Origin of the sequence: Hymenobacter qilianensis, assembly GCF_014489555.1 — a bacterium.
GTDB lineage: Bacteria > Bacteroidota > Bacteroidia > Cytophagales > Hymenobacteraceae > Hymenobacter > Hymenobacter qilianensis.
The window spans coordinates 4,224,224-4,249,214 of record NZ_CP060784.1 but is presented as its reverse complement, the minus strand read 5'-3'; the positions used below and the strand labels follow the sequence as shown (position 1 = coordinate 4,249,214).

Here is a 24,991-nt window from a genome sequence, read left to right as displayed (position 1 = left end):
CACGTCGATTTAGCGGAATACAAGCATTATGCTTTACTTTCGTACGGCGGCCGCCTCTATTTGTAGCAAGCCCCATATTCTTCAGTCCGTTCCAGTGTCAGTCAACCACCCAGAATCGTTAATACCTGCGCCCGAGGAATTGCTGGTGCAACGACTGCGCGACCGCGACGAGGCGGCTATGACGGTCTTTTACGATAAATACTCGGCCGCCCTATACGGGGTGATTCTCCGAATTGTCAAAAAAGAGGAAATAGCCGAAGATGTCTTGCAGGAAAGTTTAGTGAAGATATGGCACTCTTTTGCCTCCTACGATGCTTCTAAGGGGCGTTTGTTTACGTGGGTGGTGAACGTATGCCGGAATTTAGCTATTGACAAAATCCGGTCTCGACAGTACCGCGTAGGTAGTCGTACACAGCCGCTGGAGGACAGCGCCGCGGTGCGTCAGGCGGCCCCTACAGGGTTTCAGCCCGACCATATCGGCCTGCAGGAGATAACGAAGAAACTCAACCCTGAGCAGAAACAAGTTATTGACCTGCTGTACTTTGGCGGATTTACTCAAAGTGAAGTGGCAGACGAATTAAACCTGCCCCTTGGCACGGTAAAAACCCGTGCCCGGGCGGCTATTAAAGTACTCGCAAAATTGGTTCGGTAATCGTGGATATTCAGGAATATATCGAATCAGGCATCCTCGAACAGTACGCCCTTGGCGAGCTGAGCGAGGCAGAGCGTGCGGCAGTGGAAGCACAGGCCGCAGCGCACCCCGAAATTGCACAAGAGCTCGATCAGGTACAGCAGGCCCTCGGCTTTTATGCCCAGGCTCACGCCGAAACGCCCCCGCCGCGATGCGTGAGCGGGTGTTATCGGGTTGGCAGGCAGCTATCCGGACGGAAGCTCAAAAAGCCCCCCAGAACAATTCTACAGCCGCGCCCGCTGCACCTGCCGAACCAGTGGTTCGGCAGATGACTCCTTTGGAGCCCGAAACGGTCACTACTGCCTCAGGATCTGCTTTTCGCTGGATGCTGGCAGCTTCGGTAGCGCTGTTGCTGGCCAGCGGCTTCGCTAACTTTGTGCTGTACACCCGCTGGCGCGACGCGGCCGCTGATCTGGCTATTGCCCGCACCGAGCAGAGCCGTACAGCATCCGTCATGCAGGCTTCGGAGCGGATGTTGGCGGTGCGTCAGCAGGAGTTGGAAGTACTACGCAGCGACGAATTCCGGACGGTGGCATTGGCGGGTACGGCTGCGGCTCCTTCGGCCAGTGCCCGGGTGCTGTACAACCCCAAAACCAAGGCTGTATACCTCGATGTTCGCAAATTGCCTGTGCCTCCTTCGGGCAAACAGTATCAGCTGTGGGCTTTGGACAACGGCAAGCCGGTTGATGCAGGCGTACTAGCCGCCGCTACCACGGCCGGCGACAGCCTTCAGCAAATGAAAGATATTGCCAGCGCGCAAGCGTTTGCCATGACGGTAGAGCCAGTGGGCGGCAGCGTCAATCCTACGCTCTCTACTCTGACCGTAATTGGCAATATTTAAGAAATAAGCCGGCTTGGCATGGCAGCCAAAAAGTAGTTAGAAGGACCTATTTACCGAAAGCAGAAATTCCTGCCTCGATAAGTAGGTCCTTCTTGATATAGTCGATTGGGGGGCTTTTTAGTTAGCTTGACTGACTAGTTTACAAACTCCGAAAATGCTGCCCCCATCATGCATTTAAATTGTTATTCGTACGCTTACACCTTCCGTTTCCCTCACAACCATGGAAAAATCAACGTATTATAACCCCGCCGACTTAGCCAAATTTGGAAACGTTGCGGATTGGCAGCCCGAAATGGGCGCTAAATTCTTCGACTATTATGGCGAAGTTTTCAAAGAAGGCGCTTTATCGGAGCGTGAAAAGGCTCTCATAGCTTTGGCCGTGGCTCACGCCGTGCAATGCCCTTATTGCATTGATGCGTATACTGTGGATTCGCTCCAGAAAGGCGCCGACGAAGCGCAAATGATGGAGGCTGTACATGTAGCGGTGGCCATCAAAGGCGGCGCTGCCTTGGTGCACAGCGTACAGATGATGAACAAAGCCAAAGAACTGTCTATGTAATTGAATGGTTAAATGGCTGGATGGCTACATGGCTGGTCGTTTTCGTTTGTCAGTTGAACAATCATCCATTTTAACCTTCAGCTATTTAAGTATTTATCTATTCAGCCCATGAAATCACTGCACGCCCAACACCACGCCCTTGCCGATACCAGCTACCAGCTTACGGTGCTGAGTGAGGCAGAAGCGGCGGGTGCCCGGCTGCCGGCCTTTGCTCACAAGCTGCGCGAATCGGGTCTGCTGCCGCTGCGCCCCACTGAGCTGGCCGTGATGCAGGTGAACGTGGGCAAGATGTGCAACCAGACCTGCCGCCATTGCCACGTAGACGCCGGCCCCGACCGCACTGAGATAATGACGCGCGCTACCATGCAGCTTTGCCTCGATGCGTTGGCTCAAACTACTATTCCGGTAGTTGACCTGACAGGTGGCGCGCCGGAAATGAACCCCGATTTTCGCTGGTTCGTGGAGCAGATTTCGGCCCTGGGGCGGCAGGCTATCGTGCGCTGCAACCTGACGATTATTGTAGCCAACCCGAAATACCACGATTTGCCTGAATTCTTCGCCCGCCACCGCGTGCGGGTAGTGTCGTCGTTGCCGCACTTTTCGGCGGCCCGCACCGATGCCCAACGGGGCGAGGGAGTTTTTGGGCGCTCTATCCGGGCCCTGCGAATGCTGAACGCGGTGGGCTACGGCGTAGAAGGGTCCGGCCTGCTGCTCGACTTAGTGTATAATCCGTCGGGGGCCTTTTTGCCGGGCAATCAGGCGGGGCTGGAGCGGGAGTTCAAGCAGCGCTTGCTGCGGGAGCATGAAGTGGTGTTTAATAACTTGTTGGCTATCACCAATCTACCGATAAGCCGTTTTATGGAATACCTGCTGGAAAGCGGCAACTACGAAAGCTATATGGAAAAGCTGGTGGCCGCTTACAACCCCGTGGCGGCGGCCAATGTGATGTGCCGCAGCACGCTTTCCATCGGTTGGGACGGGCAGCTTTACGACTGCGACTTCAACCAGCAGCTTGATCTGAACGTGGCCCAAAATGCCCCCAGCACATCCGTTCTTTCAACGCCGCCGCCTTGCAAGACCGGGCTATTGTAATTAATCAGCACTGCTACGGCTGCACCGCGGGCGCTGGCTCCAGCTGTGGCGGCGCCACGGCGTAGGTGAGATGATGAGTAGCGAAACAGTAAGTAACAGGCGCTTTATGTGGCTCAAGTGGCAACGGGCGGTAGTGCTGATAGCAGCCTTCGGGCTGCTGACGCTCCCAGCCTGCGGGCAAAATACGTCCGCGCCGGAAACGGTGAGTCCGGCGTACCGGCAGATGCTCAGGACGCTGTACCGCGAAACGGTGCCTACCATTCAGGCTGCTGCCCTGGCCGATCTGCTGCAAGACAAGCCCAAAAAGGTCTTGCTGCTCGACACCCGCGCGCCCGCTGAATACAAGGTAAGCCACTTGACGGGTGCCCGGTTCGTTGATTTTTCTTCTTTTAAAAAGAACGATTTTAAGAGCTTCCCCCGAGATCAAACGGTGGTTGTGTACTGCTCCGTGGGCTACCGTAGCGAGCGGGTAGGCGAGCGACTTAAAAATCTGGGCTTCCGTGATGTACGCAACCTGTATGGGGGCATTTTTCAGTGGGTGAATGAAGGGCGGCCCGTGTACAATGCTGCTGGTCCTACACGCCAGATTCATCCGTATTCGGCGCTATGGAGCGTGTGGCTGCGGCAAGGCGAGCAGGTGTATCAATAACGTAAACTACCCGGCGTGGCCACCAATAACTCCCAAAAGCATCTGCTCATTTTTGCCCGGTTGCCGGCGTTGGGCCAGGTAAAAACCCGGCTGGCGCAAAGCATCGGCGACGAGGCGGCTTTGGCTGTATACCGTGAGCTGCTAGCCTGCACCCGCGCCGCCGCCGATGGCTTTGGGGGGCAAAAAACGGTGTGGTTAACTCAGTCCCCCAGTTTGCCCTTAACGCCAGAGGCGGTAGCTGCTGAATGGCCCGCATACAACTGGCAACCGCAGCCGCCCGGCGACTTGGGGGCAAAATGCAGCACGCATTTACGCAGGCGTTTGCAGTTGGCGCCACCTCGGTCGTAATCATCGGGACGGATTGCCCTGGCCTTACCACGGCGCTGTTGAGCCAGGCTTTCGAACGGCTGGCTACGCACGATGTGGTGGTAGGCCCCGCGGCTGATGGTGGTTATTATCTGTTGGGAATGAATACTTTACATCCGGCCTTATTCCAGCAGAAAGCCTGGAGCACTGCCTCCGTCCTGCACGATACTCTGGCTGATGCGGCTCGCCTGGGCCTGCAAGTTGCCCGCCTCCCTACCATGCACGATGTCGATACCGCCGACGATCTGGCCGTGTGGCGCGCGGCAGAAAATCAAGCGAAGTAGACACTACAGTAGTGTTTCGCCGTACTAGCACCATTCTACTTGATTAAGCTGGTTCGTATGCACGCTGTCTGTCGTTTTTTAATTGGTTTGGGATTCGTGGCCTTAGGCAATGGTCTTAACGCCTGCTCCACTTCTGAGGAGGAAGTAGTATCGGGGAGGAAGAGCAGGCCAGTGCTGGATGATAATGCTGCTTTGCTCAAACTAGCGCCTCACTTCAATCAGCAGTGGGCAATGGCCAAATGGTGGGAAGATGGACTGGCCGAAGTGGCTACCTACGAGGCTGAGCGGGTAGTTTACGACAAAGTGCGTCGTTTCGAATACACGCTTATCACTGTAAAAGAGGAGTTTACGCCGCAGTTCAACGTGAAAACCGACACTCTTCAGCGGCCCGACCTGTTTCCGGTGATGAAGGTGAATCAGTTTTGCCGCATTGAAACCGACCAGTATCCTTATCACTACCTCACGTCTCTGTTTTTCCGGCGCGATGAGCCTATGGCCCTGCACAAGATGACGACCTCGTCACAGGAGTGGTGCGGCAACACATTCAAGGCCATCACGGACGAAGGGCTACACTATCTTCAAACCTATAATTCGTACTGGGATGGGCAGGGTAGTGGGGAGCGGCAGCTTCGGCGCGATGTGCTTTTTGAGGATGCACTGCCTTACACCCTGCGCAGCCTCCGCTTTACCCGCAAACCTAGCTTTCGAGTGACCGTCGCGGAGTTGCAGCAAACCAGCAAAGCCTCCCGGCCTAGCTACTACACTGCGCAGGTGAAGGTAGAAGATGGTTTGGCTGCTGACACTCCCGAGCCCGCGTGGCGGGTAACGGTAGCGCTGGCCGATAACAAGCAGAATGTGTATTGGTTTGCCAAGAAATACCCCAACGTTCTGCTGCGTCAAACTACCTGGGATGGCCGCAATCTGCGCCTCAAATCGGTGCGGCGCTATGCTTACTGGAAAGCTTAAGAAGTGCTGCGGTAAGTGCTATTTAATCAGGTTGTTAACTTGATGATGCCGTACGCTTTCACGGAGCCAGGTATAGGCTGAGGCAACGTCCTCAAAGCTGACAATCATCGGCTTGCTGATGCAGGAAAGGGCATCATCAATGACACTCCGGCTGAGATAATTGGGGAGTACACCCAAGCCAGATAATGCAGGCCCGCGTCAGCGAGCGTCTGGAAAAATGCTTCGTCCAGCCACTGGGAAGCCTCCTGCCAAGGGCCCTCCAAATTGGAGTTGTCATTCAGCATCTTCTGGCATTTGGTGCGCCGCAGCCACTCTACCAGTTGTTGGCGACCCACCCAAATAGATGACTCGTTTTGCTCGCCTTTCCAATCCACGTAGAGCCACTGGTTACAATGGTCGTGGGCAATGCAGATTGAGGGCGTATCCAGCAGTATTTCTAAGCCTGGCATTAACAGATTATTCCGGGAGCTCTTTCCCTGGTGAGGTACGTGGAGTGCGTATTAATACTAGTAAACAGCAGCTTTTGATGGGATAAACCTAAGTGTTTAACGTAGTAATAAAAACCAATCGGATTAAAATAATCTAAAATTCACACATAATATTATCTTATATTAGTATTTAAATAATTATATATTAATTATACAAGTATATGATATACAAAGTATTGCATAGGAGTTAATTGGTTCGGATATGATGGGCATCTGTAACCCAACCCATCGGTTTAAGTAAGACTACTTCCCATACAAGTACTCCTATCACCAGCCCGTACTCCAAGCTTACCAGTAATAGGTTTTCGGAGTAAACAGGGGTTTGATAGGCGGCGTAAGAAAGCCAAACCATCCCCGACCAGACGATGCTGTAGCGGTAAGGCGTGAAGCAAGCGAAGGCAATCAGCGGCGTCAGATACCAGGGATGCACCGTTGTAGCCAGCAGATAGTAGAGCGTGAGCGCCAGCAAAAGCGTTTGGCCCAGCGAGGCTACTGTGGGCTGATGCTCACGCCAAGCCAACAGCAACAGGAGCAGGCCGGCGGTCAGGGCCAGGCCGGTACCGATGGTGGCTATCAGGTTGTAGCCTACCAGCCAGTAGCCTGCCGCTCGGAGCAAGTAGTAGAAGCTGGCGTTGAACTCGAAGGTATGAAAATACAGGTCGAGGCTGCGGCCGAAGTTGCTGAACAAATCAAGGGACATGAACGGCGTAAAAAAGCCCCCACAACCAAGCTCAGCACGGCAGCATAGCCTAAAAAAGCCCCCCAACCCAGGCGCCGGATCAGAAATGGAAGCACCAGCAGCGGCAGCAGTTTGGTGGCCACTGCCAGCCCCAGCGCCCCTGCCGACCACACCCACCGGCCCCGCGTCAAGGCCCACCAAGCTGCCAGCAGCCCGCAGATGAGCAATGCTTCAAAATGGAGGTTGCCCGTCAGCTCTACAATAACCAGCGGATTGAGCACGTACCATAAAGCTCGGTGCTTGGGTTGGCCGAAAGCGCGTAATAGGCTCATTAACAGCAGAGCAGTAATGCATTCCGCGCCTAGTAGTACGGCCCGCAGTAAGACAATAAAGCCTCGTTCGCTGTGCGGAAAAAGCCAGGCGGCCACCCCAAACACGGCTTGGCAAACCGGTGGGTAAACTGAGAAATAATGAGGGGAGTTGAGCTTAGGATACAGATCGGTGAGTTGTTGCTGCAACTGCACGTTGCCGGTGGGAGCAGGGGCGCCAGCAGGTCGGTGGGGCGGTGCAGATAAGGATTTTGCCCCCAGCCACCAGCAGGCCGTCCCAGCGGAAGCGGTGATAGTCGTCGGAGAGGGCGGGGGTAGCAGGCAGCCACAGCAGCCGAAACAGCAGCCCTGCAACCAAGGCTGCCCGCAACGGCAACTGGCTGCGCACAAGCCAGAAATAGGCGGCAAATGCCACGGCTATCAGGCCGAGCAGCTGCCCGAAATTTGCCCGTGGCGTGGCATAGGCTACCCCCGCATATGCCGCCGAACTGAGCATGAGAGCAATGAGCTGACGAGTAAATGGGCGAGGCATTGCGTTAGCCTTGAGCAGATTAGCTTATTTGGAGTGACGGACTGAGTAATAAAAAACCAAGCCATAGCCGACCACCAAAAGCAGGTGGAACGGCAACAGGCCATAGTCGCCGATGTACAAGCCGGCTCCGATGCCGAATAGGAAGTACAGCATCAGCAGCCCTTCCAGCACCGTAAGGCCGTCGAAGCGGCCGGTGCGGTAGCGGCGGCCCTGCCAGGTGCCTTGCCGCCTGACCAAGCCCATTTTGGGAGTGCGGATAAAAGCCGAGCGACGACCCATCAGCCCCAGCAGCACTGCCCTTGAGTTGTGCAGAGCCAAGCCCATCGATACAGCCAGGAATAGCAGGAATTTACGCAAAAAAGCCCCCCAGCCCGCCGCCGGATTATCGTAGCGCCATGCCGTGTAATAATAGTATACCAACGGCAGCAGGGTAAGCAAAAACACGCTGGCCAGCTGGAATACGGGTTCGAGCTCCGGTAATTGCTGGCGCACAAATACCAGCGGTACGCTTAGCACCGACAGGATAAGGATGGACAGGAAAACGGTGCTGTTGAGCAGGTGAAAGGTGGCGTGCAGCTTGGTGGAGAAGGGAAGACTTGACTTTAGCACGCTGCCTAAATGCTTGCGGGCAGTTTCGGCGCCGCCCTTGGTCCAGCGAAACTGCTGCGACTTCAGCGCATCCATTGCGGCCGGCAGCTCGGCGGGCGCCACAACTTGAGGCAGATACACAAATTCCCAATTGCGCAACTGGGCGCGATAACTCAGGTCGAGGTCTTCGGTGAGCGTATCGCTGTGCCAGCCTCCCGAATCTTCGATGCAGCCCCGCCGCCACACGCCGCCCGTACCGTTGAAGTTGATAAAATGCCCCCCGGCCAGCCGCCCTACTTGCTCTACATAAAAGTGTGCATTCAGGGCAAAGGCTTGCAGTTCCGTAAGCAACGAATATTCCTCGTTGAGATGGGCCCAACGCGTTTGCACCACACCCACTGCTGCATTGGAAAAGTAAGGAACGGTACGCAGCAGGAAGTCGGGTTCGGGCACGAAATCAGCATCAAAAATAGCGACAAGCTCCGCATCTGTACAATTTAAGGCGTGCTTTAATGCGCCTGCTTTAAACCCTTCACGATCAGACCGTATAATATGATCAATATTAATGCCTTGCGCCCGGTGCCAGGCTATCCGGGTGGCGGCCAGCGCAACGGTTTCGTCGGTGGAATCGTCGAGTACTTGTATGTGCAGTTTATCGCGTGGATAGGCGAGGGCAGCTGCCGCATCAATGATCCGCTCTACCACATACAGCTCATTGTATACGGGCAGTTGCACCGTTACCAAAGGCCACTCAGCAGGCGGAGTAGGGGCCGGCGGTGCCGGGATGCGGTAGGCGCGCCGGGCCAGCCGCGTGAGCTGCAGCTGACTGAGGCTAAAGCCCAGAATAAACGTGAGACACAACCCATAAAGAGCCAGAAGAATAATTTCCAGCTCTTTCATGAATGCAGTAAAAGGGGCATGAGAGGGAGCATTGCAAAAACGGCCGTGGAAAGTGTGCCTTCTCCTTCAACCCGTTCCATGAAGCCTTGTTGGGTGCGGTTTGCCTACAAATACTTAAAAATCGTCCACAGGATCTTGTAGCCCGCGCCCACTGTGCCCGCCACCGTGCCCGATACCTTCGATTTGCCGATACGGCGGCGGTAACGCACAGGCACTTCGGTGGTGCGCAGTTTGAGCTTAGCGGCTTTAAGCTGCATCTCAACTGTCCAGCCGTAGGTTTTGTCCTGCATGTTCAGTCGCTTCAACGCCGAGGTCCGGATAGCCCGAAAAGGGCCCAGATCAGTGTAGCGAGCGCCGTAGAAGGAGTGCAGCAACGTGGTAGCCAGCCAATTGCCAAATATCTGCTGGGGTAGCATGGAGCCTTTTTCCCGTTTGCCCAAGGCCCGGGAGCCAATTACCATGTCGGCCTCGCCGCGCAGAATAGGCGCCAGCACCTGGGGCATATCCTTGGGAAAGTCGGAGTAGTCGCCGTCGAGAAACACGATGATTTCGGGCTGCTCCTCCGCGGGGCGTGCAAAGCAGTGGGCCATCCCCCGCAGGCAAGCGTAGCCGTAGCCCGCCCGACGCTCCAACAGCACCGTAGAGCCGGATGCCCGGGCTATGAGCCCCGTATCATCCGTGGAGTTGTTATCGACCACTATTATCTCCCGCACCAGATTCTTCGGAATCTCTAGGATAACGTGCGAAATAGAATGCACCTCGTTGTAGGCGGGAATAATAACATCGATAATGGGGGTGGGGGCAAATCGGACATACACAGGAGGCGAGTTGCACAAAGATGCCGATTCTTTTTCGCGCTATCTTTCCTGCTCACTTATACGCGGCTCACATGCTTCAGATTGGCGACCAAGCTCCCGACTTTACCCTGCGCACTACCACCGGCGCCACCTTTCGCCTCGCCGAACAGCGCGGCCAGCGCGCCATTGTACTTTATTTCTACCCTAAAGACGATACGCCCGGCTGCACGGCCGAAGCCTGCTCTTTCCGCGACCAGTACGAAGATTTTCAGGACCTGGGAGCTGAAGTAATCGGCGTCAGCTCCGACAGTGAGGCTTCCCACCAGAAATTCACCCAGAAGCACCGGCTGCCATTCCCGTTGCTGGCTGATGAAGGTGGGAAAGTGCGGAAGCTCTATGAAGTGCCTCGCTCGCTACTCGGCATTCTGCCGGGCCGCGTTACGTTCGTAATTGACAAGCAGGGCGTAATTCAATACATCTTCAACTCCATGCAGCGCGCCACCGACCACGTATCGAAGGCCAAGGAAGTGCTGGCGGGACTAGCCAGGTAAAATCGAATTCAACAACTTCCTCATGAAAAAGCCTCTCCTGCTGCTGCTCCTGCTGCCGCTTCAGCTTTTGGCCCAAATACCCCCCAGCCTCAACGCTACCCTCGACGGCTACGAGTATCCATACCCCGTTAAAACGTTGGTGTTGAAGCTGGAAGGCCAGGCCGCGCGCATGGCCTACATGGACGTGGCACCCACGGCCCGCGCCAACGGCCGCACCGTGGTGTTGCTGCACGGTAAGAACTTCTTTGCCGCCTACTGGCGCGAAACTATCAAGGCGCTGGCCCAAGCTGGCTTTCGGGTGGTCGCGCCTGATCAGGTGGGCTTTGGCAAGTCAGATAAGCCGGCGCTCTACTATTCGTTTCATCAGCTGGCCCGCAATACCAAGCATCTGCTCGACACGCTGGGCGTGCGTAAAGCCGTAATTGTGGGCCATAGCATGGGCGGAATGCTGGCCACCCGCTTTGCCCTGCTTTACCCCGAAAACACGGAAAGGCTGGTATTGGAAAACCCCATTGGGCTGGAGGATTACCGCGTCGGCGTGCCTTTTCAATCGGTGGATCAGTCGCTGGCAACGGAGCTGAAAACCACGGAAGCGAGCATCCGCAAGTATCACGCAACCTATTACCCCAATGGCTACCCCGCAGCCCACGATGAATGGGTGCGGCCGCTGGCCGCCCAAACAACTCACCCCGATTTCCCGAAGGTTGCCCTGGCCAGCGCGCTTACCTATCAGATGATTTATCAGCAGCCAGTGGCTTACGAGTTCAAACGCGTAGCCGTGCCCACGCTGCTCATCATTGGTCAGCAAGACCGTACGGTAGTAGGCAAAGGCTTAGTGAAAGATCCGAAAGTGCTGGCTACCATGGGCCAGTATCCGGCACTAGGCAAGCGCACCGCTGAGCAGATCCGGGGGGCAAAATTGGTGGCCTTGGAGAGGGTAGGCCACATTCCGCATCTGGAGGTGCCCAAGGAGTTTCAGGCGGCGCTGTTGGCTTTTCTGAAGTAAAAGCCTGGAGTAAATTGAACGTCATGCAGAGCGGAGCGAAGCATCTCGCTCGCAGTCGTTGTAATGCTAATCCAACGTCAGCACGCGAGATGCTTCGCTCCGCTCTGCATGACGGACGGGAGAAGTCGATAAAGCAAAAGGCCTCAAGACTGAAATATCTTGAGGCCTTTTGCTGTGCTACAAGGTAGCAAGCCTTAACTCAGTATCCGCAGCGAATCGGCGTGAATGAGTTGCGATGCTTGATACCGACCCTCTCGGGGGCATTTTCTAGGTTGAGTACACCGCGCGGGCAGGCCGTTGAGCACATGCCACAGCCCACGCAGGAGGCGCGGATGATGGGCTCACCGCGCTGAGCGTACTGCTTGACATCGATGCCCATTTCGCAGACGTTGGAGCAGTTGCCGCAGCTAATGCATTGGCCGCCGTTGGTGGTGATGCGGAAGCGGGAAAAGTGCTTTTGCAGCAATCCTAGGTAAGCTGCCATGGGGCAGCCAAACCGACACCACACCCTGTTTCCCATGATAGGGTAGAAGCCCACGCCCACCACGCCCGAAAACACGGCTCCAATGGCAAAACCGTAGAACTTGTTGAGGCTATTGCCAATTTCTCCTAGGAAGCTGCCATACAGTTGGTTTACCCATAACAGCACCGTAATCAGCACGATCAGGGCGAGGATGGGGTATACAAGGCGCACTTCCCAGCGCCAGGCAGCGCGGCTTTTGTCTGAGAGGTGGCGGTAAGGGTCGCCGGCAGTTTCGGCCAGGCCGCCGCAGCCGCATACCCACGAGCAATACCAGCGCTTACCGTAAAAGTAGGTTAGGATGGGCGTGGCAACCAACGACATAATTGCCCCCCAGAACACCATAAACACGCCCAGACCGCCATTCTTTACCAGATCAGCCACTCCGCCCGGAAACAGGTAGTCATACTTTAGTGGCCAGAAGTAAGAGAAGTAGAACTCGGGCTGTTGAAAAAATAACAGCAGGCCCGGCAACAAAAACGCGAAGCCCAGCTGGAAAAACATCACCGATAGCGTGCGAATGAGCTGGTAGCGGGAGTGGCGATATTTCCACAGGGCCCGGCCGCCCATAAGCAGCACGGCCAGCGTGTAGAAGGTGCCGTACAAAAACCACTGGTCAGCGGCGCGGTTGCGCAAGGCCTGGCTGAATGGGTCGAGGGTGCGGATCAGGTTTTCGAGGTACTGCGGAAACCAATACAGCAGAACATAGAAGCCCGTGAGCACCAGCCCCGTAACCCAGGCAATAGCCCCACGGCTGGTGCTGGCGCGCAGCCACAGATTGTTCTGCTTTACGCCCGCCTCACCTTGCCCGAATTTATACCAGGCCCAGGCAAGCGTACCGCCACTAATGAGCCCAAGCGCAACATACATGCTCAGGCGAGCCCGCTCCCCATCGTCGTCGAAGGCTGCGCCCAGCAAAGCCAGTAACCCCAGCGCCACGGCCGCCAGCGTAGCTTTCTCCTTCGCATCGGTCACTGGTAAAGGTGCCTGGGCAAGGGCAAAGGAGTGATCGGAAGTGACTTCCATAGAAGCAGAGGGATGCTAAAACCGTTATGATATTACAATCGTCATGCAGAACGCAGTGAAGCATCTCGCTCGCGGTAGCAGGATTACTAACCTAAATGCGTGAGCGAGATGCTTCACTGCGTTCTGCATGACCGCCTACTGACGGAATTTGCTGGATTAATGATGGTGATGATGGTGGCCTTCGTCGGGCTTGCCGAAAAGGTTTATGAGGGAGCCGATAATGTAAACGCCCGTCCAGCACAGATACAGCCAGTTAAAGCCTTCTGGCATTTGTTGGGGGCAAAAAAGTGAAGTATCAGGTGGGCGCCAATGCTCATGATCAGGCCGGTGATGGCAATGAACTGGTAGCTGTTGAGGGCGCTGGGGCGATAGAGTTTGGAAAGATCCACGGAGAATAGTTGAATGAGAAATACCTGACAATCAGGTGAAGGTGCTAAGAACGATAAATCAAGCCGACGCACATTTAATTCAGTTATCACCGTTTTACGGCCAAAATTTCAGCAAACTGCCGTTGAATAGCTGGCTCATGGCGGCGGTAAAACTCGGGGTCAAAGTTGGCGGTTTTTAGCCGCCCGATAACCGTATGGATGGGCGTTTGGGTCTTAATCCAGTTCTCGCATACGGCCTGGCGTAAGCGCAGGCCCATCGCGTTAAATCCAACTACAGCATCATGGGCGTGGGGGCAAAATTGATGCGTAGCGCACAGTTGCCTGTGGGATGCTGCCAGTAAAAGCTCTCTATGTCAGTTGGCGTGCGCGCTGGCACCTGCCCATACGTTTGGTATTCAAGGTTGAAGAACTTTGCCGAGTTAAACCACACGCCGCGCCGATAGGGAGTTGGCCGGCCGCAGATGGTGTGGGCTACGGTTTCGCCTTGCATACGCCCAGTGTACCAAAGCTGCTCAATGGGCACCTCGCCCGCGCCGGGCTGGCGGTGCTGAGCACAGTCGCCGGCGGCGTACACATCTGGGAGGTTCGTTTGCAGCAGTTCATTTACCAGAATTCCCCGATCGGTTTCTACTGTTGAGCTTTGGGCCAGACTTAAATTCGGCGTGACGCCGATGCCTAAGCCAACCCACTGACACGGTAATTCCTCGCCCTGGCTGGTCACAATGGCGCGCACGCGGCCGTCGGTATCGCCCAATATTTCGCGTAGCTCCGTGCGGTAGCGCACGTCCACGTCGTGCTGACGAAACTGCTTGTCAACTAGTTCAGCTTCTTCGGGGGGCAAAACGGAGCCCCAATAATGCTGGTCGCGTACGAGCACGGTGGCGGCTATGCGGCGGGTGTGCAGCATTTCGGCCAGCTCCACGCCAATTAGGCCGCCGCCAACTACCACGCCCCGGCTGATACCCTGCGTATCTCGCTCCATCTGGGCCAAATCGGGGAGGCCATAAAGGCCTTGCACACCTAGCAGATCCTGGCCGGGCCAACCAGCGCGCCGCGACACTGAGCCGGTGGCTAGCAGCAAATTGTCATAGGAAATGGTTTGGCCGGTGCTTAGCTGAACTTGATGCTGATCGGCATCAAGGGCCGTAGCCGTCCCATGTACCAACTCGAGCCGATTTTCTTTCCAAAACCAGTCCTCATAAGGCTTTATATCCTGATAGCGCAGGTGGCCCATGTACACGTACATCAGAGCCGTGCGCGAGTAGTGGTGCTCACTCTCATCCGACACGAGCGTGATGCGCGCTGCAGGCTGGAGGCGCCGCACGGTTTGGGCCGCCGTCACGCCCGTAATGCCGTTACCGATGATAACCAGGTGCATGGATGGGATTTAGATGTTGGGTATGAAGCGTCTTCTCTTGACTGATTGTTATATAGATAGACCGTCATGCTTCGCTTTGCTCTGCATGACCGCCTATAATGACCGACCTTTGAAAGCATAACATATCAAAAAAGCCCCCGGCTGAGCGTAGCTCGCAACTTGCAGAGCACAACATTGGTTAGTGGTGTCAGGTTTGCAAATCCACGGCGGATCAGTTGGCCGTATTCCCCCTAAACCTACTCATTTATGCGTCCTTCTGGATTTCTGACCTTTCGGCCCTTGCGCCTGTTGACTTTGCTCACAGCTCTCTGGCTACCACTGGGGGGCATTTTGGCAGCCCCCATTGCGCCATCTTTCACCGCTGCCACGTCGGCTTTCCTGCAGAAATACGTGAATGCCGATGGCAACGTAAACTACGCCGCTATCAAAAAGCAGCCTGCCGTGCTGAATAGTCTGCTTCAAACCGTGCAAAGTTTCGACACGAAAACCATGTCGGCGGCCGAGCGCAAAGCATTTTATCTCAACGCTTACAACCTCGTTGTGATTGGAGCAGTAGTGGAGCGCTTTCCCATTGCGTCGGTGATGAAGGTTCAGGGCTTTTTCGATAAGCTGCCTTTTACCATTGCCGGCGAAAAAATGACGCTGAACGAGTTGGAAACCAATAAGCTGCGAAAGCCTTACAACGACCCGCGCATTCATTTTGCCTTGGTCTGCGCGGCTAAAGGCTGCCCCCGACTCAGCCGCGAAGCCTTTGCCGCTCCCACACTCGATGCCCAGCTGTCAGCTCAAACCAAGCGCGTGCTCACCGATCCTACGTTTATTCGGCTGAATGCAACGGCTAAAAAAGTCCAGGTTTCGGAAATCTTTAAATGGTACGCCGCCGATTTTAACGCCTCGGGGCAGCCCCTTATTCCTTACCTCAATCAGTACCGGGCCGCGCAGCCCATCCCGGCTACCTATGCCATTGACTATTATCCTTACGATTGGTCGCTGAATACTTTATAAAGACCGGAGTAGGTGCCACAACCGAAAGCATAGCCATATAACTGTGCGTTGCCATCAGCCGTAAGCAAAAGAAACTCAGGCATTCCACCCAGAAAACATACGACGATGATTTTAGATAAACTTTTCGGCGACGACGATAATAACGAGAACGGCGACATTACCGAAGGCAAAGGCGTTTCCAAAAACGAGGAGTTCGAGGCCCATAAAAAGGTTCAGCAAACGGAAAGCAACGGTAAAGAGGCCAATGACCCATCGGCGCAGCGCAACACGGGCGCCAATGGCTACACCCAGCGCAGCGACCAGAAAGACCAGCTCGAAAATCTGCACATTGGTGGCGACGAAACCACTCCTCAAGGTGGCAACGACCATAAAAATGCCGGCGAGCAAGCTCAAGGCCCTGGTTTTGAAGCCGAAGGTACCTATGAGCTAGATCACAAAGTGCGTTCGGGAGAACAGGAGTTTGGCGAGAAGAAAGCCAGCACTTCCGGCGAGCCACCTAAGGATGGTACTATCTCACAATAAATAGTACACAGCTTTAGCTCCAAAACCCCACGCTCCCGGCGTGGGGTTTTTTGTGTGCATTCCGCTGAGGTTCATCTTAGCGTTAGTACCGGTCCTATAATTACTTGCTGCTTGCGTGAGCCACTGGAAGTGTCAGCCGGGCTTTATAAAGCGCATGTCTTAGGCTGATGTGCATCTCTATAAGTGTAGCTATTGATGGTTAGTATAGCAATTGATAAATATTTATGGTTGAGCCTCGAAAAAAAATATTTCTTGAAAAAGTGCTTTAGCTGTGTTAAAACAGCCTTAATCATGATTGTGTTACTTATTATGACTAAATATTTATAAAAACATTGTTTGATATGTGACGATTCATATATATTTACAACATGAAACTTAGGAACAGGAGTAATCCCCCTAATCTTTCATCCGCCCCTCTCACTACCTATTGCCGCTACAATGACCTCACTCGTTACCCTTAAGGCTCTTAATAGGCCAATGCTGGCTCTGATGATAGCAGGCAGCTGTTTGCTTTCCAATTTTGCTCACGCAAACGATCCTACCGCGAAGGATAAGAAGGGGAAGGTTGCTACCCCGGCAGCTCCGGTAGTTACTGAAGCGGCTCCGGTTTCTGTTAGTTCTACCGCTGCTACAGTGGTGCTCACTGGCCGCATTCGCAACGAAGAAGGTCAGCCCTTGGCTGGTGCCACCGTTTATTTGCAAGGCAGTGCAGTAGCCGTTACCACCGATGAGCAAGGTATCTTCTCCTTGGAAGTGCCTGCCGCCGGTAAGAAAACACTTCGCTATGGCTACGGTGGCTACCAAGACCGCGACGTGGTAGTGAGCAGCAGCGCACCATTCACCATGAGCCTGCACCCCAGCAACGAAACTGCCAAGCAGCGCAAAGACCAATAATATACCAGCACCGCCCACAAAAAAGCCCCCCAGCTTCGTAGCTGGGGGCTTTTTTACAAGCTATAACTCTTAAGCCTTCACTTTTGACTCAGGACGAGACGCGAACCGCTTGCCAAAGAAGAAGTACACCGGCACCCCCACAGCTACCAGCAGCAGTCCCAAGCCAGAGTCGCGCGCCGTCTCGGGCGAGACGAGCAGAATAACGCAGAAGGCAGAGGCCAGAATAACGTAGAGCAGCGGAATAACCGGATAGCCTAGCGCCTTGTAAGGGCGGGGCGCATCGGGGCGCGTGCGGCGCAGAATGAAGATGCCTATGATGGTGATTACATAAAACAGAATCACCGAAAACATCACATAGTTAAGCAGTTGCCCATAAGAGCCCGTCAGGCACAACCCGCAGGCCCACAGGCATTGGGCCCACAGCGCCACACCAGGCACACCGGCTTTGTTGAGCCGCGCCATTCGGGGAAAAAACAAGCCGTCTTTGGCCATAGCGTAGTAAGCGCGCGCCCCACTCAGGATGATGCTGTTGTTGGCGCCAAACGTGCTGATCATGATAAGCACAGCCATGACGTAGGCGCCGGCCCGACCCAAAATGCTCTCCGCCACGGCCGTAGCTACCAAATCGCCCTTCGTGTACATGATGCCGCGCCCCAGAATATCGGTAGCGTCGGGGCTGCCTTTCAAGGGAAGCACCAGCAGATATACCAGGTTGATAAGCAGGTACAAGCCCGTAACGATGGCCGTCCCAATAGCCATGCTGAGCACTATGGTGCGCTCGGGCCGCACGATTTCGTCGCCGGAGAAGCCGATGTTATTCCAGGCGTCGGAGCTAAACAACGAGCCAGTCATCGCCAACCCAATGGCGCCAACCAACCCCCAGACACTCAGGGGCACCGCCTCGCCCGTAGGGGAGAAGCTTGCTGCCTGCCACATATCACTAAAGTTGACGGCGAGGGCTTCCTGGTTGATACCCAGCGCCAAGCCAAACATAATCAGGAGGGCTAGCGCTACCAGCTTGGTAGTACCAAATATGTTCGAAATAAGCTTGCCGCCGCGCACGCCTTGCGCATTTACCCACGTCAGGCCCACAAGCATAAGCACCGCCAGTAACATAACGGTGTTAAGCTTGAAGCCAAGAATGGAGAACAGAATATGGTCCTCGCTAAACCACGGCACCAGCACGCCCACAAACCGCGCAAAAGCCACCGCCACCGCCGCTATTACACCGGTTTGGATAACCAGAAATAGCGACCAGCCATACAGAAAGGCCACCAGCTTATTGTAGGCTTCGCGCAGATAAACGTATTGCCCGCCCACCTTCGGAAACATGGAGGCCAGCTCGCCATAGCTTACCGCCCCGGCCAGGGTAATAAATCCCGTAACCAGCCACACGACCAGCAGCCAGCCGGGCGAACCTACTTTCCGCGAGATATCAGCGGAGACAATGAAAATACCAGAACCGATCATGCTGCCCGTCACAATCATGATGGCATCGAAGAGCGTAATGGCGCGTTGAAACTGACCTTGTTTTTCAGGCATGAGAGAGGGTAGAAGTAGATTCAGGGGCGGAAGATAGAAAAGAAAAGCCCTGTCCAGTTCAATACAATAGAGCTGGGGGGCAAATTATAGCCGAAAAGATATAAACGGGAGTCTTACACCTCCAGCTTCGGCAGGCGCCAGTGGCGCCCCATGAGCTTGAGCATGGTGCGCCGCCAGCGGGGCAGGTTGCGGTAAGCCAGCTCCTCCTGATGCAGGCGCGGAATATCGAGGCGGGTGGCGCGCTCGTACAGCTCATCGGGGCCGCAATGCTGGTACTTCTGAAAAAGCTGGGCCATGGTTGGCCTGATCGATTTCAGATTCCAGTAGTGTAGCACGTACGGCGCCGCCTCGGCAATGGCCCCGTCAACCTGAAACCGCATACTGAAAGCCAGTTGCTCCATAATGTGCCTGTTATAGCTGGAGTACAGGGCCTCCGCCAACTCGCGCACATCTGGTAGCGCCTTTACTGCGGGGCTGGGAAGACCAATTACCCCCGAGTTATACAGTTGCGTAGTAGCATGTATATGAAGCGAATAGCTGCCAATATGCCATTGATGCCTGTTTAGGCGACGGTAGATTTTGCGGCTGAGTTCATTGCCATCAGCCATTGTGCCTTCACAAATGTGCATAAACCGCTGACCCCTTCCGATGGCTTGAAAGACAGGTGCCGGATCGCGTATCCAAATAGTGTCGGTGTCCACAAACAATAGATTGCCAGCATAATGCGCCGCAGCGTGTTCCAGCACCGCAATTTTGAGCAAGTACACCCGGCTGCCGTACCATGCTTGCCATTGCTCGGGCGAAATAGCCGGATATTTAACATCTGTCCGCTCTCCCAGCACCTTCTGAAACTCCTCCGGCCGATCCGTATAAACGCAAATATTGGCTGGCGACTCTTGGGCTACTTTGTTGTAAGACAGAATGCTATAAAGGGCTTCACTGCAAATGTCGTTGTAGCCGTAGGCTAAATAAAGTAAAGAGTTCATCCGCTGTAAGCCATTTGGGGTTAATACCTTATTGCCGAGCTACACCTGTCAGCGTCATGGCATCAGCGCCGCATTGGCGTCTGGTCATCAGCCCTACTTCATTGCGATAGTTAAAAAGTAGCGCAAAAAGATCTTAAGTCAAAGGAAAGCCGATTCGGAGCTGAATTGGGCCAGAAATCATACATTACGCCATGCAACTCCTTTTTCTGGTATTTGGTAACAACCTGCAAAATCACTTTCAGGCTCACTTTTCCATCCTATCCTTTTTGCGGCAGAAGAACAGTGGGTTGGCTGGGATTACCGTCGTTACCGACGCCCCCGATTTCTATCTGCATCTGGCACAGCACATAACCGTGCACACGCTCGACGCCCATACTTTACAGGAGTGGCAGGGAGAGTACAGGTTTTTCTGGCGGGCCAAGATTAAGGCCCTGGAGTACGCCGTTCGTCAGCACCCCGAAGCACCGCTGCTCTACCTCGATACCGACACGTTTCTACACGGCTCGTTAGCTAAACTAAGGCAGGAGTTATCCGATGGAGTAGCTTTTATGCATGAAGCAGAAGGCCCTCTAGCCAGCCTGACCAGTAAAACGGAGCGCCGAATGTGGCAGCAGGTAAAAGATCGGAGCTTTGGCGGCGTCGCTATGCATGAGCAGCTCCTCATGTGGAATGCTGGCGTGGTTGGTATTCCTGCTTCCAAGAATCTGGAGGCCGTCGGGTTGGCGCTTCGCATTTGCGACGAGCTATGCGAGCAGCAGGTTACGCCCCGCCTGATAGAGCAGTTTGCCTTGTCAGTGGCTTTGGCCGAAACCTATACCCTTCGGGCGGCGCGCGCGCACCTGGGGCACTACTGGAGCACCAAAGACGACTGGAATGCGAGTATCAGCGCTTTTTTCCTTGAGTCTCACCTCAAAAAACGTACGGTAGAGGCCGAATTGGCTGCTATGAGCACCTTCGATTATCAGAATCTGCCTATTAAACAGAAGGTGCGGAACACGCAGCGGCGGTTAGAAAACCTGGTGCAGCGGCTGTTTCCGCCCCAGCAGGTGAATTATATTGAGTAGCGAGGTTATTCGTCATGTGCAGTTCATCTGCGTACAACCTTCCGGGGCGCTTAGCCGAATAGCTACCTTTGCCCCCTTGTCACGCACCCCGGCCACCTAATGTCGCAGAAGCTTCTGGTGTTTTTGGTAGGACTGCTGCTGGTTTCGGCTCTCGGCTCTTACCTGTATTACCGCCGTTCGGTGGCCAGCACCCCCGTAGATCCCTGGGCGCTGGTGCCCGACGATGCCGCGTTGGTTATTGCTACCCGCGACCATCCTACGCTGGTGCGCCATCTGAAGGAAACCCAAATTTGGGACAACCTGACTGGGGTCCGCTACTTTCAGCAGATCGAGGAAAACTCGGCCCTGATTGACAGTGTGGCTGGTAGCCCGAGCGTGGTGATGGGCTTTTTGGGTACTAAGCTGGTTCTTACCTCCTTGCATGTCACAGGGCCTACCACTTTCGACCTCCTGTTTCAAGTGCCTATTGGCACCGTGCGGGAATACCGGCAGCTACGGGGCCTGATAAACGGCTTGGGCCAGGATGCGCGCTACCGCGTAACCACGCGAGAGTATCGGGGCCAGCAGATTACGGATTTGCGGCTACGGGGTACAGGCCATGGAATTACGTTCCTTAATTACCGCAACCAACTCATTATGAGTACTAATGCGGGCCTGGTGGAAACGGTGGTAAGACGGCTGGAGCAACCAGAGCTGCCTTCAATTGCTGCCGATTTTAAGAATACCGACTACCTCCAGCATAAAGATGTGGATGCGATGCTGCTGCTTAACTACCGGCAGTTTCCGCGCTTTCTGGGGGTGTTCTTTCGCCCTGAGCTGCGGCCCAGCCTGGAAAGCATAACGGGCCTGGGCCACAATGGACTGCTGGGAATGAAGCTTGTGGGCAACAAGATTTTATTCAACGGCTTCACCAATCCCGAAACCACCCGCGATGCTTTGCACCAGCGCCTGCGTGGCCAATCTGCCCAGCGCCTGCGTATGGCCGACGTGCTGCCGCTGCGCACCGCCTTGCTGCTGCACCTCGGCTTGCAAGACATGACCAGGCTTCCGGTGGCGCGGCGGTCAGCCCCGGTCGATACGCTCGCGGACCGCACCGGCTCTCTGCTCGATAGCCTGACGGCGTCCTTCAGCCGGGAGGCCGCTTTGTGCTATCTGGGCTCGTCATCGCCCCGCCAGATTCCGGCTAAGCTCGCGCTGGTTTATTGCCCCGACCCGCTCCGCACGGCTACGTTACTGGGCCAGCTGCGCCGCCTCACCGGCACGAGTCCTTCCTTTGAGCGGGTGGGGCCTTACCGGATATATCAGGGCGGTGTGCCCGAATTGCCTAGCCGCCTTCTGGGGGCTTTTTTACGGGCTTCGATGAGGCTCCCGTGATAGCGCAGGTCGGTGATTATCTGGCGTTTGGAAAAGATGTTGCCACGCTGCGCACCTGGCTGGATGATGTGGTTGGGAAGGCCACCTGGAGCAGCTCGCCCGCGCAGGTGGCCTTCCTGCAAGAAACTCAACCGCTGGCGCGCGTAAGCCTGATAATGGATACCCGGAATAGCTGGAACGTGCTGCTGCGGGCTTTGGTAGAGGAACGCCGGGCGGGCCTGCTGCGCAATGAGGCTTTGTTTAAGCGCTTTCCCCAGTTGGCATTGCAGTTTGTGCCTCCCACCAATGAAGCCGATGAAGATGCCCAATACTACACCCAGCTGCTGCTGCGGCATCCGGCGGTAGGTCCGGCCGTGGCCGGCCTGCAAGGTGCCAATGCTACGGGTGGCTTACTCACCTTCAAAACGCCCTTATCTAGCTCACCTACCTTGGTAATCATAAAAGGAGCTAGGATACCCGGCGTGCTCGTGCAGGATAGGGCGCAAGTGCTGCACTACATAACCCCGATAATGTGGTGGCCTGGTCTGATACGCTGCCGGGGCCGGTGGTTGGGCCTGTCAGCCGATTGCCGGTGGGGGGCAATTCGGGCTATCTGCTGGCCACGCCCACTCAGTTGCACCTGCTCGACATGCAGGGGCGTTTGGCGCCAAACTTCCCCCTGAACCTGCCCGATACGGTGCGCGCCAGCTCGCTTACCGCTGGCCCAGCCATCGGAAAAACGCCCCCCGGCTTACTGGTTGGGGGCGGCGGCGGCAATCTGTTTTTATTTAATACCAACGGTCGAGTATTCCCAGGCTGGCAACCCAAGCGACTGGATTTCAACCTGGCCGCGCCACCTCATTATCTGGTTGTTGGCGGACGTACGGTAATTGTGGCACTGCTGGAGAATGGCTATGTGTATGCCTATAATCAGCAAGGTAATCTGTATCCCGGCTTTCCCCTTAGTGTGGGCTCCCGACTCAACACGGGCGCTTTCGTGGAGGCCGGCACTACTTTGGGCCGCACCCGCCTGACGGTTGTAAACCAGCACGGGGAGAGAATTACCTTTAACCTAAGTGGCGACGTGGTCAGCCGCAGCCGGGTAGCTACCTGGAGCCGTAGCTCAGTGTTTCGCCTCGTGCCTGACCAAGCCCGCCGCGGCTACGTGGTAGCACGGGAGGAGGGAGGCAGAGTAAGTATCTTCGATCCATCGGGCCGGCAGCTTTTAACGCAGAATTTTCTGACCTCGGGCCGCAAGCCTATACAATACTTTGACTTTGGCGCTGGCCGGCGCGTGGTTGTCATCACGGAGCCGGCTCCTCAGCGGGCCTACGTTTACGACGCTCAGGGACGCCTGGTAGGAGGGCAGCCATTTGTGAGTACCGCCCCTGAAGTTGGGCTGCACTACGAGGCCGTGACTGGTACCTACTACTTATTTCGTACAGTAGAGGCCGAGCTTCGACGCACCGATTTGAAAATGAATTAGCGCCTTTATCAGAACCGTACTTCGGCTTAGGTACATTAATTGCTTGCATTACCCCGTTATCCGACGAAGATAACGGGGTTTATTTTTTATTATAATAATCGAAGATAAACAGCCAAAAATGCCGTTTTAGCTTGCAAGTTTCTAACTTCAGGTAATAAAAGGAAAGAAGGCTCCAAAGTTGTACTATGTATAGAAAACTTTTACTCTTATTTTTTGGCTTATTTCCTTTATTAACGCTGGCGCAAACCTCTGACAGCGTGCCGGCAGTGCCCGTCATGCCCGGTGTGGAGGTAGCTGATGTAGAGGTGCTTCCCGGCGCGGTAGATACGAAAGGCTGGCTGCTGCTCGATCAGGATATTCAGACAGAGCTGGAGGGTGCAGTAGACAATCTGTACAATTTCAAATTCGATAAAGCAGAAAAGCAGTTTCGGTCGCTGCGGCGGCGCTACCCCGAGCATCCGATGCCGTATTTCCTGCTTGGCCTGAGTACCTGGTGGAAGATTTTGCCGACCAATATGCAGGAGAAAAAGTATGATAAGCTGCTGTATGCTTATATGGATACGGCCATTACCCATGCCGAGAAGCTGTACGAGGCCGATAATAAGAACTACGAAGCCTGCTTTTTTCTTTCTGCTGCCTACGGCTTCGATGCTCGCCTGAACGCCGAGCGGTCTAACTGGCGCAAAGCCACCGTGAGCAGCAAGCGCGCCCTCGACTATTTAGCTAAAAGTAAGGAAGCCAATGGCTTGAGCCCAGACTTCCTGCTGGGGGAGGCGCTTATGAATTATTACGCCGTCTGGATTTCGGAAAACTATCCGTTGCTGCGTCCCGTGTTGCTGTTTTTCCCCAAGGGCAACCAAAAGCTGGGCCTGCAACAGCTGCGTACCGTGGCCGATAATGGCTTTTATACCGGCATGGAAGCGAAATTCTTCCTGATGAAAATCCTGCTGAATGAGGAGGATAATCCTGCCCAATGCCTTCCTGTAGCGCGCTATCTGGCCACTACCTACCCCGATAACGGCTACTTTCAGCGCATATACGCCCTTACTTGCTTTCGGGAGCAGCAAAACCAGGAATGCGAGCGGGTAAGCCGCGATATTCTGATAAAGATCAACCGGGGAATGCCTGGCTATGAGGGCGTAAGCGGTAAATATGCCACCTATATGCTGGGTTCTCTAATGCAGCTGCGCTACAAAGACCAGGCGAAGGCCAAGGACTATTATGAGCGCTGCATCGTGTTTGCTGAAGCGGCTGGCGAAACCACGGTTGGATTCTATGTATATGCCAACCAAAATCTGGCGCAAATGGCCGCTGCCCAGCGCGATGTGAAAACGGCGCTTCGGTACTACAGTGTGGTGCGCGACAAGGCCGACCGCAAATCAGAATCGTATCGGGAGGCTACTGCTTATTACAAAAAGCACAAAAACAACCAGCTCAACTCTGGTAGCTCACCCGCGCCGCGTGCCCCATCTACTTCCCTGCAAACCCGGCGCTAATATCACCTACAA

Annotated in this window: 28 protein-coding genes and 1 pseudogene; 17 read left to right on the top strand and 12 right to left on the bottom strand. The window is 55.0% G+C overall.

Translation table 11 applies throughout. The features are described from left to right. Positions 1 to 28: 28 nt before the first annotated feature. The 8 genes and pseudogenes from H9L05_RS19280 to H9L05_RS19250 all read left to right on the top strand — a co-directional run bounded on the left by H9L05_RS19280 (position 29) and on the right by H9L05_RS19250 (position 5,448). Complete coding sequence (locus tag H9L05_RS19280; protein ID WP_187732285.1) at positions 29 to 652, top strand: RNA polymerase sigma factor; 624 nt, start codon at positions 29 to 31, stop codon at positions 650 to 652. A gap of 190 nt (positions 653 to 842) precedes the next feature. Next, positions 843 to 1,532, top strand: coding sequence for an anti-sigma factor (locus H9L05_RS19275; RefSeq protein WP_187732284.1), 690 nt, complete (start codon positions 843 to 845; stop codon positions 1,530 to 1,532). 220 nt (positions 1,533 to 1,752) lie between these two features. After that, on the top strand, positions 1,753 to 2,091 hold the full coding sequence (locus H9L05_RS19270; RefSeq protein ID WP_187732283.1) for an arsenosugar biosynthesis-associated peroxidase-like protein: 339 nt from the start codon (positions 1,753 to 1,755) through the stop codon (positions 2,089 to 2,091). A 108-nt stretch (positions 2,092 to 2,199) separates the two neighbouring features. After that, positions 2,200 to 3,248: pseudogene (gene arsS / locus H9L05_RS19265) on the top strand (arsenosugar biosynthesis radical SAM (seleno)protein ArsS). Between the two features lie 41 nt (positions 3,249 to 3,289). Next, entirely contained in the window at positions 3,290 to 3,832 is a 543-nt protein-coding gene (locus H9L05_RS19260) for a rhodanese-like domain-containing protein (protein WP_187732282.1), read from the top strand. 15 nt (positions 3,833 to 3,847) lie between these two features. Next, a complete protein-coding gene (locus tag H9L05_RS24215; protein ID WP_223284577.1) occupies positions 3,848 to 4,180 on the top strand; it encodes a glycosyltransferase family protein in 333 nt (110 codons plus the stop codon). After that, on the top strand, positions 4,129 to 4,482 hold the full coding sequence (locus H9L05_RS24210) for a TIGR04282 family arsenosugar biosynthesis glycosyltransferase (protein WP_262892577.1): 354 nt from the start codon (positions 4,129 to 4,131) through the stop codon (positions 4,480 to 4,482). The genes H9L05_RS24215 and H9L05_RS24210 overlap by 52 nt, the downstream gene beginning before the upstream one ends. 57 nt (positions 4,483 to 4,539) lie before the next feature. Next, on the top strand, positions 4,540 to 5,448 hold the full coding sequence (locus tag H9L05_RS19250; RefSeq protein WP_187732281.1) for a hypothetical protein: 909 nt from the start codon (positions 4,540 to 4,542) through the stop codon (positions 5,446 to 5,448). 104 nt (positions 5,449 to 5,552) lie between these two features. Here the strand turns inward: H9L05_RS19250 and H9L05_RS19245 are convergent, their stop codons facing one another. From H9L05_RS19245 to H9L05_RS19220, 6 genes are all read right to left on the bottom strand, one after another. After that, entirely contained in the window at positions 5,553 to 5,897 is a 345-nt protein-coding gene (locus H9L05_RS19245) for a hypothetical protein (protein WP_187732280.1), read from the bottom strand. A gap of 226 nt (positions 5,898 to 6,123) precedes the next feature. Next, entirely contained in the window at positions 6,124 to 6,636 is a 513-nt protein-coding gene (locus H9L05_RS19240) for a hypothetical protein (RefSeq protein ID WP_187734364.1), read from the bottom strand. Beyond that, positions 6,522 to 7,139: a glycosyltransferase 87 family protein gene (locus H9L05_RS27025; protein ID WP_187732279.1), complete on the bottom strand. Its 618-nt coding sequence runs from the start codon at positions 7,137 to 7,139 to the stop codon at positions 6,522 to 6,524. Before H9L05_RS27025 ends, H9L05_RS19240 begins: the two co-directional genes overlap by 115 nt. Then, positions 7,102 to 7,476, bottom strand: a complete 375-nt coding sequence (locus tag H9L05_RS19230) for a hypothetical protein (protein WP_187732278.1) — start codon at positions 7,474 to 7,476, stop codon at positions 7,102 to 7,104. The genes H9L05_RS27025 and H9L05_RS19230 overlap by 38 nt, the downstream gene beginning before the upstream one ends. 24 nt (positions 7,477 to 7,500) lie before the next feature. Continuing rightward, the gene (locus H9L05_RS19225; protein WP_187732277.1) at positions 7,501 to 8,964 is read right to left on the bottom strand and encodes a cellulose synthase family protein; all 1,464 of its coding nucleotides are present in this window, start codon (positions 8,962 to 8,964) and stop codon (positions 7,501 to 7,503) included. A 104-nt stretch (positions 8,965 to 9,068) separates the two neighbouring features. Continuing rightward, a complete protein-coding gene (locus H9L05_RS19220) occupies positions 9,069 to 9,782 on the bottom strand; it encodes a glycosyltransferase family 2 protein (protein WP_187732276.1) in 714 nt (237 codons plus the stop codon). 71 nt (positions 9,783 to 9,853) lie between these two features. On the opposite strand from H9L05_RS19220, the gene H9L05_RS19215 reads away from it, so the two are divergent. Further along, entirely contained in the window at positions 9,854 to 10,312 is a 459-nt protein-coding gene (locus tag H9L05_RS19215) for a peroxiredoxin (protein WP_187732275.1), read from the top strand. Positions 10,313 to 10,334: 22 nt separating this feature from the next. Next, entirely contained in the window at positions 10,335 to 11,318 is a 984-nt protein-coding gene (locus H9L05_RS19210) for an alpha/beta fold hydrolase (RefSeq protein WP_187732274.1), read from the top strand. A gap of 199 nt (positions 11,319 to 11,517) precedes the next feature. Here the strand turns inward: H9L05_RS19210 and H9L05_RS19205 are convergent, their stop codons facing one another. From H9L05_RS19205 to H9L05_RS19195, 4 genes are all read right to left on the bottom strand, one after another. Beyond that, on the bottom strand, positions 11,518 to 12,864 hold the full coding sequence (locus H9L05_RS19205) for a 4Fe-4S binding protein (RefSeq protein ID WP_223284575.1): 1,347 nt from the start codon (positions 12,862 to 12,864) through the stop codon (positions 11,518 to 11,520). Positions 12,865 to 13,067: 203 nt separating this feature from the next. Beyond that, positions 13,068 to 13,253 carry a hypothetical protein gene (locus H9L05_RS19200; RefSeq protein WP_223284574.1) on the bottom strand — a complete coding sequence of 62 codons (186 nt, stop codon included), beginning with the start codon at positions 13,251 to 13,253 and terminating at the stop codon, positions 13,068 to 13,070. Between the two features lie 86 nt (positions 13,254 to 13,339). After that, a complete protein-coding gene (locus H9L05_RS24205) occupies positions 13,340 to 13,510 on the bottom strand; it encodes a hypothetical protein (RefSeq protein ID WP_223284573.1) in 171 nt (56 codons plus the stop codon). Between the two features lie 14 nt (positions 13,511 to 13,524). Beyond that, positions 13,525 to 14,631, bottom strand: a complete 1,107-nt coding sequence (locus tag H9L05_RS19195) for an NAD(P)/FAD-dependent oxidoreductase (protein WP_223284572.1) — start codon at positions 14,629 to 14,631, stop codon at positions 13,525 to 13,527. 246 nt (positions 14,632 to 14,877) lie between these two features. Between H9L05_RS19195 and H9L05_RS19190 the strand changes: the two genes are divergently transcribed. The 3 genes from H9L05_RS19190 (at position 14,878) to H9L05_RS19180 (ending at position 17,052) form a co-directional block, all read left to right on the top strand. Next, on the top strand, positions 14,878 to 15,636 hold the full coding sequence (locus H9L05_RS19190; RefSeq protein WP_187732273.1) for a DUF547 domain-containing protein: 759 nt from the start codon (positions 14,878 to 14,880) through the stop codon (positions 15,634 to 15,636). A gap of 105 nt (positions 15,637 to 15,741) precedes the next feature. After that, positions 15,742 to 16,158 (top strand): hypothetical protein, encoded by a 417-nt coding sequence (locus H9L05_RS19185; protein WP_223284571.1) that lies wholly within the window; start codon positions 15,742 to 15,744, stop codon positions 16,156 to 16,158. Positions 16,159 to 16,596: 438 nt separating this feature from the next. After that, entirely contained in the window at positions 16,597 to 17,052 is a 456-nt protein-coding gene (locus tag H9L05_RS19180) for a carboxypeptidase-like regulatory domain-containing protein (RefSeq protein WP_187732272.1), read from the top strand. Positions 17,053 to 17,121: 69 nt separating this feature from the next. Here the strand turns inward: H9L05_RS19180 and H9L05_RS19175 are convergent, their stop codons facing one another. Then, the gene (locus tag H9L05_RS19175) at positions 17,122 to 18,594 is read right to left on the bottom strand and encodes an APC family permease (RefSeq protein ID WP_187732271.1); all 1,473 of its coding nucleotides are present in this window, start codon (positions 18,592 to 18,594) and stop codon (positions 17,122 to 17,124) included. Between the two features lie 113 nt (positions 18,595 to 18,707). Next, positions 18,708 to 19,580, bottom strand: coding sequence for a hypothetical protein (locus tag H9L05_RS19170; RefSeq protein ID WP_187732270.1), 873 nt, complete (start codon positions 19,578 to 19,580; stop codon positions 18,708 to 18,710). Between the two features lie 191 nt (positions 19,581 to 19,771). Here H9L05_RS19170 and H9L05_RS19165 point away from each other — a divergent pair, with 191 nt between their 5' ends. From H9L05_RS19165 to H9L05_RS19150, 4 genes are all read left to right on the top strand, one after another. Beyond that, complete coding sequence (locus H9L05_RS19165; protein WP_187732269.1) at positions 19,772 to 20,644, top strand: hypothetical protein; 873 nt, start codon at positions 19,772 to 19,774, stop codon at positions 20,642 to 20,644. Between the two features lie 99 nt (positions 20,645 to 20,743). Then, complete coding sequence (locus H9L05_RS19160; RefSeq protein ID WP_187732268.1) at positions 20,744 to 22,018, top strand: hypothetical protein; 1,275 nt, start codon at positions 20,744 to 20,746, stop codon at positions 22,016 to 22,018. A gap of 511 nt (positions 22,019 to 22,529) precedes the next feature. After that, positions 22,530 to 23,483, top strand: coding sequence for a hypothetical protein (locus H9L05_RS19155; RefSeq protein ID WP_187732267.1), 954 nt, complete (start codon positions 22,530 to 22,532; stop codon positions 23,481 to 23,483). 185 nt (positions 23,484 to 23,668) lie between these two features. After that, the gene (locus tag H9L05_RS19150) at positions 23,669 to 24,979 is read left to right on the top strand and encodes a tol-pal system protein YbgF (RefSeq protein ID WP_187732266.1); all 1,311 of its coding nucleotides are present in this window, start codon (positions 23,669 to 23,671) and stop codon (positions 24,977 to 24,979) included. Positions 24,980 to 24,991 lie beyond the last annotated feature (12 nt).